Here is a 13759-nt window from a genome sequence, read left to right as displayed (position 1 = left end):
TGCGCAAGGCCGGCAAAGGCGACTATCTCCAAGGCCTGTCGTTAAGCCTGTCGCTCCGATCGCGCCTGAAAGCGAAACTGCCTTGGATTCCCCGCAAGATTCTCCGCCGGAGCTACCGGCCGTTGTCGAGGAAGCTCCGCGCGAGCCGATCCTGACGCTGCCGGTCGCGCTGACCGCCTATATCCTCCTTTTGGCGGTGATTCATCTGCGGGTGCTGCTGCCGCCGGAGCTCGAGAACTGGACCATCGACGTCTTCGGCTTCATCCCGAAGCGCTACGATTCCTCGCTGCTCAATCTGCAGATCCCCGGCGGCGCCGGCGCCAAGGTCTGGACCTTCGTCACCTATTCGCTGCTGCACGCCAATCTGACCCATCTCGGCTTCAACGTGCTGTGGCTGCTGCCGTTCGGCAGCGCGCTGGCGCGGCGCTTTGGCGCGATCAGGTTCTTCCTGTTTCTCGCTGTGACGGCAGCGGCCGGCGCGCTCGCCCATCTCGTCACCCATGAGCACGCGGTGGCGCCGATGATCGGCGCCTCGGCCTCGGTGTCCGGCGCGATGGCGGCGGCGATCCGCTTTGCCTTTGTCCGCGGCAGCTTCCTGTCGTTCAGCCGATCAGACGCCGATACCGCCGCAAGGGTTCCGGCACTGCCGCTGTCGCGCGCACTGCGCGACGGGCGGGTGGTCGGCTTCCTCGCCGTCTGGTTCGGCGTCAACATCATCTTCGGCGTCGGCGCGATCGGGGTCGATTCCGAAACCACGAGCGTCGCCTGGCAGGCGCATATCGGCGGCTTCTTCGCGGGCCTTCTGCTGTTCGCGCTGTTCGATCCCGTGCCGCGCGTGCGAAACGATGCTGCGGATGCGTCATCACAGGACATTTCAAACCGCATTTGAAGCGGCGCTTGCGGCGCCGCCCGAATTCATCCATCATTCCCGAGAAGAATGTTCCGAAGCGACAAGCCGCTAGCGGCGATGCTTCGCAAAGCGCCTCAGCGTGCAACCGGCGCCTAAACTGTTAGTTGAAGACTCGACGAACAAGTCCGGCCGCGAAATGCGGACGGATCCGATTCAGGGAGGCCGACAATGACGGTACGTTCCATTCTCAACACCAAGGGCCACCAGATCATGAGCGTCGAGCCCGACGCCAAGCTGGCTGCCGCGGTCAAGCTGCTCGGTGAGAAGAAGATCGGCGCGGTGCTGGTGATGAACCAGAGCCGGCTCGAAGGCATCCTGTCCGAGCGCGACATCGTGCGCGTGATCGGCGAGCGCGGCGCCGGCGCGCTGGAGGAGCCGGTCTCCCAGGTCATGACCCGCAAGGTCGTGACCTGCAAGGAGACCGACACGGTGGCCGAGCTCATGGAGACGATGACCACCGGCAAGTTCCGCCATCTGCCCGTCGTCGACGGCGGCAAGGTGGTGGGCCTGATCTCGATCGGCGACATCGTCAAGCGCCGCGTCCAGGAATACGAGGCCGAGCAGGAAGCCCTGCGCGACTATATCAAGACGGCCTGAGCGGCCTCACTCGTCGGGCTCACTCGTCTGCCTTGGACTCGCCCGCTTTGGGCGCGTGGCCCGCGGGCGCTGGTGCGAGCACCTCGATCGCCTCCTGGATCGACTCCAGCGCGCGCTCGGCGGCACGGGTGCCGTGCGCGATCAGATCCTCGCCGCGGTGGAAGTCGAACCAGCCGAAATGACCGACCCGCGGCGTGATCAGGAGATCGGGCGGATCGCCGGCGAGGCGCGCGCGGGTAATGCGGTCCTGCATGATGTTGAAGGCGTCGACCATCACCGAGGAGATGCCGGGCCGTCCGGCGCTGCCGAAGAACTCGCGCTTCATGGTTTTCTCGGGCGAGAACAATCGCGGGAAGCGTCGCTTCGCCGTGGTCGCCTCGGCCGCCGGCGGGACCGTCTCGGGCACCGCGCCGTGCGAATAGATCGTCGTGGAATGGGTGAAGATGTCGCTGGAAAGATTTGCGGCGATGACGATTTCGGCGCCAAGCGCGCGGGCGGCCGAGACCGGCACCGGATTCACCAGTGCGCCGTCGACCAGCCAGCGGTCACCGATCAGGACGGGCGAGAAGATGCCGGGCAGGGCGTAGGAGGCGCGCATGGCGTCGACCACGCGGCCGCGCGTCAGCCAGATCTCGTGGCCGGTACGGACCTCGGTTGCGACGGCGGCGAACTTGATCGGAAGATCCTCGATCAGGGTCTGGCCAACCGCATCCTCGAGCCGGGTTGCCAGCTTCTCACCGCCGATCAGGCCGGAGCCGCTCAGTCGGATGTCGAGATAGCCGAGGATGTTGCGCATCCCCTGTAGGCTGCGTCCCCACTCCTGCAGCGTATCGAGCCGGCCGGCCGCATAGAGGCCGCCAACCACGGCGCCGATCGAGGTGCCGACCACGACGTCAGGCACGATGCCATTGGCGGCCAGGGTTCTGAGGATGCCGATATGGGCAAAGCCGCGCGCCGCGCCGCCGCCGAGCGCCAGGCCAATGACCGGCCGTCGCACGCTGCCAAGACCGACCTTCTCTCCATTGGAGCCGTTCACGCCCCGACCCTTCAAGATATCAAGCACCGAAACCCTCCTACCCCGGGCCAGCCCTCACACCAGAGTAGGCGCCGTACTTCCGCTCCGCCAGAACGAGGGCAAAGCATGGTTTATACCGTTCGGGAAGCAGGGGGCAGGAGTGTGGCGAGGACCGGCTGCCTCCCGTTTAATCACGCAGGCGTCAACCGGGTTCCAAAGAACTGTATCCGGCCGTATTCCCTGGGGATTCGGAGGCTTGAATTTGCCGCGTTTTCGGTGAAAAGCAGGTGGCATGACTCTCGGGGGTGACGGCATCATCGGATGGCGGCGCAGCACATTGCTGCTGCCGACGCTGATCCTTGCTGCCTGCCTCTATACCCTTGGTCAAAATGCTGCCCAGGCGCAGCTTTTCTCCGATCGTCCGCCCCCGGTGCCGCCCGCCTCGGTGCCCGACCCCGGCGGCGCTGTCAGCCTCGCGCCCCCCTCCGGCCCGGGCGCTGCGCCGCCGAGCTTGCCGCCGACCCTGCTCCAGCCGAACACGCCCAGCATGCCGCCGCCCGCGGTCAGCACCGTGCCGGCGGCCCCGCCGCTCAACGCGGCCGTGCCCGGCCAGGGCGTTCTGTCGCTGACCGCGAAATACGGCAAGGACACGCCCGCGATCACCAGCGGCCTGGTCTGGCGCGTGTTTGCCGACCGTCCTGACGAGAACGGCACCTTCAAGCTGATCCGCGAGGATCGGAACGCCACGCCGAACATCGTGTTGCCGCCGGGCAATTACGTCGTGCACGTCGCCTTTGGTCTCGTCAGTGCGGTGCGCACCGTCAGCCTGAAGGCCGAGACCGACCGCGAATCCTTCGTGCTGCCGGCCGGCGGCCTGCGCATCGAGGGGCGCGTCGGCACCAGCCGCATTCCGCAGAACCAGATCTCGTTCGCGATCTACAAGGGTAGCCAGTTCGAGTCTGGCGAGCGCGCCTCGCTGGTGCCGAACGTCGCCGCCGGCGACGTCGTGCTGATCCCGGAGGGCACCTACTACATCATCTCCAACTACGGCGACGCCAATTCGGTGGTGCGCTCGGACATCCGCGTCCAGGCCGGCAAGCTCACCGACGTCACCATCACCCACCGCGCCGCCGTGATCACGCTCAAGCTCGTCAGCGACAGGGGCGGCGAGGCGCTCGCCAACACCGCCTGGTCGGTGCTGACGCCCGGCGGCGACGTCATCAAGGAATCGATCGGCGCCTTCCCGCGCGTCGTGCTCTCCGAAGGCGAATACCGCGCCATCGCCAAGAACGAGGGCAAGGTCTACGAGCGCGGCTTCAACGTCGTCAACGGCGTCGACGGCGAAGTGGAAGTCGTCGCGCGCTGATCTGGCCGATATAGCGTCGGGTCTCCCCCATCGTCATTGCGAGCGCAGCGAAGCAATCCAGAGTCCCTCCGCGGAAAGATTCTGGATTGCTTCGCTGCGCTCGCGATGACGAGGAGGAGGGCCGCGCCCCTCACTTCCGATACCGCAGCGCCTCCACCAGCACGGCGAACGCCGGCGTCGGCTGCCGACGGCTCGGATAATACAGGTGATAGCCCGCAAACGGTGCGCACCAGTCGGCGAGCACGCGGATCAGCCGGCCGTCGGCGATCTCGCGCTTGACGAGATCGTCGGGGATATAGGCGAGACCAAGCCCCGCCAGCACGGCATTCATCCTGAGCAGGCCGGTGTTGAACACCAGCTGGCCGTCGACCCGCACCTTCATCGCGCGGCCGCGCTTCTCGAACTCCCAGGCATAGATCCCGCCATAGGTCGGCAGGCGGAGGTTGATGCAATTGTGCTCGGTGAGATCCTGCGGCAGCTTCGGCTTGCCCCGCGCGGCGAAATAGGCGGGCGCGCCGACCACGGCCATGCGCATCTCCGGTCCGATCCGCACCGCGATCATGTCCCTGGCGACCTGCTCGCCGAGGCGTACGCCGGCGTCGTAGCGCTCGGCGACGATGTCGGTCAGGCCGTAGTCGACGACGAGCTCGACCTTGAGATCGGGGTAGCGCGGCAGCAGCTTTGCGAGCGCCGGCCACAGCACCGTCTGTGCGGCGTGCTCGCCGGTGGTGATGCGGACGGTGCCCGCCGGCGTCTCGCGGAGCGCAGTCAGCGCCGACAGCTCTGCGTCGATCTCCACAAAGCGCGGCCCGACATTGCGGAGCAGACGTTCGCCCGCTTCCGTTGGTGCGACGCTGCGGGTGGTGCGGGTGAGCAGCCGCAGGCCGAGCCGTTCCTCCAGGCCGCGCACAGTGTGGCTGAGCGCCGACTGCGACACACCGAGCTGGGCTGCCGCGCGGGTAAAGCTGCGCTCGCGCGCAACCGCAAGGAAGGCCAGGAGGTCATTGACGTTGGTGCGGGTCATTCATGAATCCATCTCATCAGTACATACCGATTTTATCATCTAATCGCAGACCGGCGTGTGGCCTAAATTCGCCGCTGAACATGAACTCTAGGGAGAGCTGACGATGCAGATGCGAAAACTGGGCAAGAGCGGCCTCGAGGTCTCGGCCCTCGGCCTCGGCTGCATGGGCCTGAGCTACGGCTATGGCCCGGCGACCGAGACGTCGCAGGCGATCGCGCTGATCAGGACCGCCGTCGCGCGCGGTGTGACCTTCTTCGACACCGCCGAGGCCTACGGCCCGTTCGCCAACGAGGAGCTGCTCGGCGAGGCGCTTCAGCCATTCCGCGACAAGGTCGTGATCGCCACCAAGTTCGGCTTCAAGGGCGGCAAGGTCGAGGCCGGCCTCGACAGCCGGCCCGCCAACGTCAAGGCGGTGGCGGAGGCTGCGCTGAAGCGGCTGAAGACCGATCGCATCGATCTGTTCTACCAGCACCGCGTCGATCCCGACGTGCCGGTCGAGGAGACCGCGGGCGCGGTCAAGGACCTGATCCAGGCCGGCAAGGTGCTGCATTTCGGCATGTCGGAGGCGGGCGCGCAGACCATTCGCCGCGCCCATGCGGTGCAGCCCGTGACCGCATTGCAAAGCGAATATTCGCTGTGGTGGCGCGAGCCGGAGCAGGAGATACTGCCGACGCTGGAAGAGCTCGGCATCGGCTTCGTTCCGTTCAGCCCGCTCGGCAAGGGCTTTCTGACCGGCGCGATCACCGAGAGCACGACGTTCGATGCGAGCGACTTCCGCAACATCGTGCCACGCTTCTCATCCAGCGCACGCAAATCCAATCAGACCCTCGTCGATCTGCTCGGCGAGATCGCCGCAGTGAAGAAGGTGACGCCGGCGCAGATCGCGTTGGCCTGGCTGCTCGCGCAGAAGCCGTGGATCGTGCCGATCCCCGGCACAACAAAGCTGCACCGGCTCGAGGAAAATCTCGGCGCGGCCGCGGTGACGCTGTCGGACGCGGATCTCGCTGCAATTGCAGGGGTGCTGTCCAAGGTAGCCGTGCAGGGCGATCGCTATCCTGCGCATCTTCAGGCGCGAGTCGGCCGCTGAGCTGCGGCGTGAATGCCCGGTGAGCGTTCGCTTACCGGGCATACGCGTCTTGTGTTCCGACTTGAATACCTTTGTCAGGCTACCAAGCAGCGTTGAAGGAATCGATAAACACCGCCAGCACAGGCTTATTCCGCGAGCGTCGCGACTTCGTCATAGCCGGTGGAAGATACGGATTTCCGATAATCAATTTTATTCTCTTTCCGTCCTGCTGCGTTATATGTCGGGCATCCGTCTAACGGGGGAGGCCGGAGCAGGCGCATGTCTTGCGAGACCGGCAGAAGCAGGGGACCAAGCCCGTCGGCATGTTTGAAGTGATCATCACCAGGCGTAAGCGGTTTGGCTGGCGATGGCAGGTGTGCCAGTCCGGCAAGATATTTGCCGATGGCTTCGAGCGCACCCGGCCGTCCGCCAAGTATCATGGCGAGCGCGCACTGTTCTTCCTGTTGTCGCAGGCTTACTTGCGCAAGCGCTCCGCGGCAGCCAGCGAGGACTAGTTGCGCGAAGCGCCGCAGCGCCGTAGCCCGGATGGAGCGAAGCGTAATCCGGGACCTTCGCGTGTCTTGGCCGAGAACCCCGGATTGCGCTGCGCTCCGTCCGGGCTACGAGCCCCACCTCAGATGTCGACGACCAGCTTGCCCTTGGCGGCGTGATCCTGGATCAGAGCGTAGGCATCGCCTACACTCTCCAGCGTGAAGCGGCTTGCATCGACCAGCGGCGCGAGCTTGCCGGCTTCAACCAGGCGCGTCGCCTCCGCCATGATCTCACCGTGATGCGCGCGGCCTTCGCCGGATAGCAGCGGCAGCAGTGTGAACACACCGGAATAGCTGGCGGCGCGGAACGACAGCGGCGCAAGCGCATGCGCGCCCCAGCCTAGCGCGCTCACCACATGGCCAAAACGGCGCACGGATTCGAAGGAGGCATCGAGCACCTTGCCGCCGACGGTGTCGTAGACGATGTCGAAACCGCGGCCTCCGGTGTGTGCCGCGACGTAAGTCTCAACCGCGGTGTCGCGTTCGATGAACGTCGCGCCGAAGCCTCCGATGATGGCACGTTGTGCCGTGGAGCCGGTCGCGAACACGTCTGCTCCGAAGGCGCGCGCGATCTGGATTGCGACATGGCCGACGCCGCCCGCACCGCCATGAATCAAAACCTTCTGGCCGGCCTTCAACGCCGCGCGGTCGATCAGGCCTTCCCAGGCCGTGATGACGATCAGGGGCAGGGCAGCCGCTTCCCGCATGCTCAGATTAGCGGGCTTGAACGCCAGCAGGTCGGCGTCGACCGCGGCGAATTCAGCGAGCGATCCCGGCACGCCGCCGACGCCTCCGGTCATGCCATAGACTTCGTCGCCAGGCTTGAACCGCGCGACCTTGCGCCCGATCTGCTCGACCACGCCGGCGAGATCGATTCCGAGAATGGCGGGCAGCGGATGGCGCGCATGCGCCGCCGCGCCGGCATGGATCTTGGTGTCGAGCGGATTGACCCCGCTCGCGCGGACCCGCACCAACACCTCGTGCGGGCCGACCTCGGGCGTGGAGACGGTTGAGAGGCGCAGCGGCGCGTTGTGGGTCTCCAGGATCGCAGCCCGCATCGTCGATTGTCTCGTCATGATCGTCTTGCTCCGTTGTCGGCCTCCAATATGCTCATGAAATTTTGCATGGGTAGGAATAAGAGCGTACAATGATCGTGCATTTATGTATGAGGGACTCCGATGGACTGGAGTGACCTGCGCATCTTCCTGGCGATTGCGCGCGAAGGCACGCTCGGCGCTGCCGCGCGCAAGATCGGCCAGACCCAGCCGACGATGGGGCGGCGGCTTCGCGCGCTCGAAACCGCGCTGGGACAAACGCTGTTCCAGCGCACCGCCGATGGTTTCGTGCTGACCGACGAGGGCGCCGCCGTGCTGCGCCACGCCGAGCGGATCGAGGAGGAGGCGCTCGCGCTTCAGCGCCACGCCACCGGTGCGGAGACGCAGCTCGACGGCTTGCTACGCCTGTCGTCGTCGGACTGGTTCGGCGCGGTGATGCTGTCGCCGGTGATCGCCGCCTTCGGCAAGCGTCGTCCCAAGGTGACTGTCGAGCTCCTGACCGATGCGCGCCTCTATAGCCTGCCGCGGCGCGAAGCCGAGCTCGTCTTCCGCATCAAGCCGTTCAGCGAGCCCGAGGTGATCTCGAGAAAGCTGCTCCACATTCCCTATGCGCTGTATGGCAAGAAGGGCAGCAAGCTGCCGCATGCCGGCGACGGAAGCGGCGCCCGTGTCGTCACCATGAATGCCGAATTCGCCGACATGCCCGACGCGGTCTGGCTGAAGGGCACGCTGCCGAATGCGGAGATTGCCTCGCGCAGCAACAACCGGCAGGCGCAGGCTGAGCTTTGCGCAAATGGCGGCGGACTTGCGGTGCTGCCGCGTCCCCTCGGCGACCGCGACCGCCGGCTCGTCGCGCTCGACATCGGTGCGACGCCGCCCGGCCGCGACACCTATGTCGGCTATCACCGCGATCTCAGGCGCATGGCGCGCCTGCGCGCGCTGCTCGATCTGGTAATTGAAAGGTTGGCGGTGCCTTCGTAGCCCGGATGGAGCGAAGCGCAATCCGGGGCCGCTGCATCTGCGGGCGAGAACCCCGGATTACGCTTCGCTCCATCCGGGCTTCGGACAAAACACCCAGGCGGTCGGTCAATCCGCAAGGTTGAAAATATTCCACTTTACCGAAATTCGGAAAGGGCGTATCCATCGCATCAACCCGGCCCAAGGAAGAGGGGCGTATCGCGATCGTCACGAATGCGGGCCGGGCGGCGGTGGACGTGGGCCACACTGGTGCGAAGGTGATCGCAGGGCGGGCAGCCGTGAGCGAAGCACGTCGCACGCACGACCGGCGTGATCCACGTACGGCCAAATCGTGTCGTCCTGGCGCCCGGGGTCTGTGCGCCAAGTCTTGTGGTGGTGCGTGTTGCCCAACCGGGCGCGCGCATCAGCCATCTGCAAGGCGACGGGGGCAATAGTGCATCGCTCCCCGGGGAGAGCGCGACATAAGCCGTTCCAACTACTGCGCAGGGAAGGCCGGGATGTCCTGGCTACACCTGTATGCCGCTGTGCAGATTTCTCACCACAGTTTCGCACAGTGGACCGCGGGTGCCAGCCGGCTCCCGGTCTTCCCTGCGCCCTCTTTCATTCGAGGGTGAGGCGATCAGACAAAGCTCGGGCGAAATGCGCCGCGAGAATGCGCGGCTGTGCGCCATAACTTCACTCTCGCGCGCACGCATCGCATTTTAGGCAACCGTCATAGTCTCTAACGCGCACTAACCAACACCTGACTTAAAACTGTCATAATCGCCGAATGGAACCCGCGGCTGCGTCCTTTTTACACGGCATTAAGCGCGGCTGCATTGGATGCCCCAGGGAAAGTGCGTTGGGGACTGCAATGACTGCCGCGAAGAAGATGCCGGGAAAACCGGCCGCCGAAATGTTTGACGACATCCCGGTGCTTCAACGCAAATGGCGTGCCGCGTTGAAGCCGGGCGAACGGCTGCCGCGCTATGAGGACGTGATGCTTGGGAGCCTCGGACGGCTCGCCGACCACATCGCGCTGCTGAAGAACGATGGCGCGCTCGAATTGTCGCGAAGCGGCCGTTACGTGCAGGAATGGCTCGGCGAGGAGCGCTGGGATATCCCCGTTGCGGAGCTCTCGCCCGATTGCGCCACGGCGCTGTCGGAAGCTGTGGCGAGCGCGCTCGAGAACGGACGGCCGCACCAGGCAAGCGCCCATTGCGTGCGCGACGGCATGGTCCGGACCTACGATGTGCTGGCGCTGCCGACCGCCTCGCGCTGGGGCGCTACGCTGGTTGGCGCCTATATCAACGAGCGCGGTGCGCAATACAATCTTTTGGACGCGATCTTCTCGTCGACCGATGACGCCGTGGTTTCTCTGGCGACGCTGCGCGATGCCGCGGGCAAGCCGTTCGATCTCCAGATCGTGCACCACAACAAGAGCGCCGGAGCGCTGCTGAAAGCCGCGAGCGCGGGCCTGTTGTGGCGGCGGATCGGCGAGGGGAATACGCTATTGGCCTCGCCCGAAATCATGGACTTCCTGCTCAAGGTCGTCTCCGGCGGCCGCGGCGAGCAGCTGGAGATCGAAGACGACGGACGTTACCTTCGGCTCAGTGCCACCGCCTTTGCCGATCTGGTCTCGTTGACGATCTCGGACGTCACCGCGTTGAAGCGGCGCGACGCCTCGTTTCGTCTGCTGTTCGACAACAACCCGATGCCGATGTGGGTGTTCGAGGCACAGACCAAGGAATTTCTCAGCGTCAACGATGCCGCGGTCCAGCACTACGGCTACAGCCGCGCCACCTTCCTGCGGATGAAGCTGCACGAGATCTGGCCCGAGGACGAGTGGGACAGCCACGCCGAGGCGCTCGAACGCATCGGCGACACCTATCATTCCTCGCGCAACTGGCGCCATTTGTGTGCCGACGGCAGCGAGATCGAGGTGCTCACTTTCGGTCGCCGCGTCGCCTTCGACGATCGCGACGGCTATCTGGTCGCGGTGGTCGACATCACGGAGCGGCGCAAGGCCGAGGCGCGGATCGCCCACATGGCGCACCATGACGGGCTCACCGATCTGCCGAACCGCGAACATTTTCAACAATGCTTGAAGCAGGCGCTCGACCAGGCCGGCGGAAAACGGGTCGGCGTGCTCTATATCGATCTCGACCTGTTCAAGAACATCAATGATTCCTTCGGGCATCCGGTGGGGGATCGCCTGCTGAAGCAAGTTGCCGAACGCCTCACCACCGCGGTCCGCGGCGGCAATCTCGCGGCCCGGCTTGGCGGCGACGAGTTCGCCGTGATCCTGGCGGCCGACGTCTCGCCGAACGAAGCCAGCGCCTGCGCGACTTTGCTGATCGACATGCTGAAGGCGCCCTACGACCTCGACGGCCAGGAGATGGTGATCGGCGCCAGCATCGGCATCGCGCTGTCGCCCGGTGACGGCACGACGTCGGAGGAGCTGATGCGCAATGCCGACATGGCGCTGTACCGGGCGAAATCCGACGGCGGCGGCGTGCATCATTTCTTCGAGCGCGAGATGGACCTCCAGGCGCAGAAGCGCCGCGACATGGAGCTCGATCTGCGCCGCGCCTTCGCCAATGGCGAGTTCGAGCTGCACTACCAGCCGCTGGTGTCGATCGCGTCCGACCGCATCTCCGGCTTCGAGTCGCTGTTGCGCTGGCGTCATCCCGACAAGGGCATGATCTCGCCGGCGGAATTCATTCCGGTCGCCGAGGACATCGGCCTCATCACCCAGCTCGGCGAGTGGGTGCTGCGCGAGGCCTGCGCCGAGGCGGTGAAATGGCCTGTCGACGTCAAGGTCGCGGTCAATTTGTCGCCGGCGCAATTCCGCAGCCGCAACCTGGTCCAGGTCGTGATTTCCGCGCTTGCGCAATCGGGCCTGTCGCCGAAACGACTCGAGCTCGAGATCACCGAGTCGATCTTCCTGGCGGAGACCGATGCCAATCTTGCGATCCTGCATCAATTGCGCGAGCTCGGCGTCAGCATCTCCATGGATGATTTCGGCACCGGCTATTCCAGCCTCAGCTATCTCCGTAGCTTCCCGTTCGACAAGATCAAGATCGACCGTTCGTTTGTGAAGGATCTGGCGCAGCGGCCCGATTGCGGCGCGATCGTGCGCGCGATCTCCGGACTCGGCCGTAGCCTCAACATCACCACGACCGCTGAAGGCGTCGAGACCGAGGATCAGCTCGACTGGCTGCGCGCCGAAGGCTGCAACGAGGTGCAGGGGTTTCTGTTCAGCGCGGCGCGGCCCGCCGCCGAGATCGCAAAGCTGCTCGCCGATTTCGGCCAGCGCGCCTCACGGGCGGCGTAGCCCTTCGGGATAGCAGCCGTAGACCAGTTCCTTGAAAGCGGGCGTGATGCGGCTGCGCTCGTTCTGGGTCTGCTGCATCAAGAGGTAGACCATGTCGAGCTTTGGATCGACGCCGAAATAGGTGCCGCTCCCTGAGTCCCATTTCAATTCGCCGATCGATCCGGCCGGCGGCGGCTTCGCATTGCCGGGATCGGTGCGCACACCGATACCGTAGCCATAGCCAAAACCGTCGCCCGGGAAATAGAAATAGTCGCGCCCCACACCCGAGCCGGGCCCGACGTGATCGGTGGTCATCGCCTTGAACACGGCGGGGCTGAGGTAACGCTTGCCCTCGAACTCGCCGCCATTGAGCACCATCTGCGAGAAGCGCTGATAGTCGGCGATGGTCGAGAGCAGCCCGCCGCCGCCGGACTCCCATTCGGGATGGGCGAGGCGGTCGCGCTCACCGGCGAGCAGGACCGGATCGCTCGGCAGCGGCCGCGCCATCCGGGCGCGCTCCTCCGGCGTTTTCAATACGAATTTGGTGCTGTTCATTCCGAGCGGATCGAGAATGCGCTGCTTGAGGAATTCATACAGCGTCTGGCCCGAGATGATCTCGATCACGGCGCCGAGCACGTCGGTGGAATGGCCGTAGCGCCACAGCGTTCCGGGCTGGCGCGTGAGCGGCAGCTTGGCGACGCGGTCGGCGAATTGCCTGTTGTTGAAGGGGCCTTCGAAAATATTGGCGGCCTGGTAAACCTGCATCACCCATGGGGCGCCGATATAGTCGTAGCTGATGCCCGAGGTTTGCCGCAGCAGATCCTCGATGTTGACAGGACGGATCGGCGGCTCGAGTTCGACCTTCGAGGTGCCCTCCGGCTCCAAGCCCACCTTGGTGTCGGCGAAGAGCGGGACGTATTTCGACACGGGGTCTGTGAGCGCGAGCCTGCCCTCGTCAATTAGCATCATTGCGCCCAGGCAAGTGATCGGCTTGGTCATCGAGTGAATGGCGAAGATCGTATCCGGCGTCATGGCGAGGCCGGTGCGCGTGTCGCGCACGCCGAAGGTCTTGAGGTAGACCGGCTTGCCGTGCTGCTGCACCAGGACCACCGCGCCCGGCAGGCGGCCAAGCGTCACCTCGTTGTCAAAATAGGCGGTGATGCGGTCGAGCCCGTCAGCCGACGGGGCAGGGATGTCGGCGGCGCTGCCTCGCCCCATCGTGCCGGCCAGCAGCGCGGCCCCGACCAGAAATTCACGACGCTTCATCCGGGCTTCCTCCCTCGCCGGGATCAAAGCCGCAAGACGTTGGAGGCGTCAACAAGACATCGATTAAAAACGCGTCACGATTTCCGAAAGGAACGGTCGCGGACGGTCTTCGCTGGGCTTGGTCGGCGTGCCGATATGGACGAGGCCGGCGAGCTTTTCGTCCGGCTTGAGGCCGAGGCCGTCCAGCACGTCGCGATCGAAGGCGAACCAGCCGGTCAGCCAGCAGGCGCCGTAGCCGAGCGCGGTCGCGGCCGTGACAATGTTCATGACGCTGGCGCCGGCCGACAATTCCTGCTCGAACGCCGGGACCTTCGGATGCGGCTTGGTGAAGCTGACGATACCGATCACCAGCGGCGCGTCGGTGAGGCGTTTGCGCTCGGTCTCGACGTTCGCCGCCGGCGCGTCCGGATTCTTGCGGGCAAAGACCCTCGCGATGACCTCGCCGGCCCGCTCGCGCGCGTCACCCTCGAAAATGATGAAGCGCCAGGGCGCGAGCTTGCCGTGGTCGGGCACGCGCGCACCGATGGTGAGGATGGTTTCGAGCTCGGCGGGGGAGGGGCCGGGCCCGGTCATCTCGCGCGGCTTGACCGAGCGACGGGTCTTCAGGAGTTCGATGGCGTCGGGCACGAAGATCTC

The 13759-nt window shown here is 65.4% G+C and carries 12 protein-coding genes; 7 read left to right on the top strand and 5 right to left on the bottom strand.

Going from position 1 to position 13759, the window contains the following annotated elements:
- The first annotated feature begins 82 nt into the window (after positions 1 to 82).
- Together OWC48_RS17925 and OWC48_RS17920 are read left to right on the top strand one after the other, a co-directional pair.
- Complete coding sequence (locus OWC48_RS17925; protein WP_071912648.1) at positions 83 to 889, top strand: rhomboid family intramembrane serine protease; 807 nt, start codon at positions 83 to 85, stop codon at positions 887 to 889.
- Positions 890 to 1078: 189 nt separating this feature from the next.
- Positions 1079 to 1507: a CBS domain-containing protein gene (locus OWC48_RS17920; protein WP_028150258.1), complete on the top strand. Its 429-nt coding sequence runs from the start codon at positions 1079 to 1081 to the stop codon at positions 1505 to 1507.
- Between the two features lie 19 nt (positions 1508 to 1526).
- On the opposite strand, the gene OWC48_RS17915 is transcribed toward OWC48_RS17920, so the two are convergent.
- The gene (locus tag OWC48_RS17915; RefSeq protein ID WP_282521154.1) at positions 1527 to 2570 is read right to left on the bottom strand and encodes a patatin-like phospholipase family protein; all 1044 of its coding nucleotides are present in this window, start codon (positions 2568 to 2570) and stop codon (positions 1527 to 1529) included.
- A gap of 244 nt (positions 2571 to 2814) precedes the next feature.
- Here OWC48_RS17915 and OWC48_RS17910 point away from each other — a divergent pair, with 244 nt between their 5' ends.
- Positions 2815 to 3888, top strand: a complete 1074-nt coding sequence (locus tag OWC48_RS17910; RefSeq protein WP_282521153.1) for a hypothetical protein — start codon at positions 2815 to 2817, stop codon at positions 3886 to 3888.
- Positions 3889 to 4018: 130 nt separating this feature from the next.
- Here the strand turns inward: OWC48_RS17910 and OWC48_RS17905 are convergent, their stop codons facing one another.
- Positions 4019 to 4912 (bottom strand): LysR family transcriptional regulator, encoded by an 894-nt coding sequence (locus tag OWC48_RS17905; RefSeq protein ID WP_282521152.1) that lies wholly within the window; start codon positions 4910 to 4912, stop codon positions 4019 to 4021.
- A gap of 103 nt (positions 4913 to 5015) precedes the next feature.
- Here OWC48_RS17905 and OWC48_RS17900 point away from each other — a divergent pair, with 103 nt between their 5' ends.
- Positions 5016 to 5999: an aldo/keto reductase gene (locus OWC48_RS17900; protein ID WP_282521151.1), complete on the top strand. Its 984-nt coding sequence runs from the start codon at positions 5016 to 5018 to the stop codon at positions 5997 to 5999.
- A gap of 263 nt (positions 6000 to 6262) precedes the next feature.
- Entirely contained in the window at positions 6263 to 6493 is a 231-nt protein-coding gene (locus OWC48_RS17895) for a hypothetical protein (RefSeq protein ID WP_282521150.1), read from the top strand.
- A gap of 119 nt (positions 6494 to 6612) precedes the next feature.
- Here the strand turns inward: OWC48_RS17895 and OWC48_RS17890 are convergent, their stop codons facing one another.
- The gene (locus tag OWC48_RS17890) at positions 6613 to 7605 is read right to left on the bottom strand and encodes a zinc-dependent alcohol dehydrogenase family protein (protein ID WP_282521149.1); all 993 of its coding nucleotides are present in this window, start codon (positions 7603 to 7605) and stop codon (positions 6613 to 6615) included.
- Between the two features lie 102 nt (positions 7606 to 7707).
- Here OWC48_RS17890 and OWC48_RS17885 point away from each other — a divergent pair, with 102 nt between their 5' ends.
- Positions 7708 to 8565, top strand: a complete 858-nt coding sequence (locus tag OWC48_RS17885; RefSeq protein ID WP_282521148.1) for a LysR family transcriptional regulator — start codon at positions 7708 to 7710, stop codon at positions 8563 to 8565.
- Positions 8566 to 9415: 850 nt separating this feature from the next.
- Positions 9416 to 11878 carry a bifunctional diguanylate cyclase/phosphodiesterase gene (locus OWC48_RS17880; protein ID WP_282521147.1) on the top strand — a complete coding sequence of 821 codons (2463 nt, stop codon included), beginning with the start codon at positions 9416 to 9418 and terminating at the stop codon, positions 11876 to 11878.
- On the opposite strand, the gene OWC48_RS17875 is transcribed toward OWC48_RS17880, so the two are convergent.
- On the bottom strand, positions 11864 to 13123 hold the full coding sequence (locus OWC48_RS17875; protein WP_282521146.1) for a serine hydrolase: 1260 nt from the start codon (positions 13121 to 13123) through the stop codon (positions 11864 to 11866). The two genes, OWC48_RS17880 and OWC48_RS17875, sit on opposite strands and share 15 nt — an antisense overlap.
- A gap of 63 nt (positions 13124 to 13186) precedes the next feature.
- A complete protein-coding gene (locus OWC48_RS17870; RefSeq protein ID WP_282521145.1) occupies positions 13187 to 13750 on the bottom strand; it encodes a nitroreductase in 564 nt (187 codons plus the stop codon).
- Positions 13751 to 13759 lie beyond the last annotated feature (9 nt).

Origin of the sequence: Bradyrhizobium sp. Arg816 (assembly GCF_029989365.1) — a bacterium.
Classification (GTDB): Bacteria; Pseudomonadota; Alphaproteobacteria; order Rhizobiales; family Xanthobacteraceae; genus Bradyrhizobium.
The sequence above is the reverse complement of the archived record's forward strand: the minus strand, read 5'-3'. Positions and strand labels throughout refer to the sequence as shown.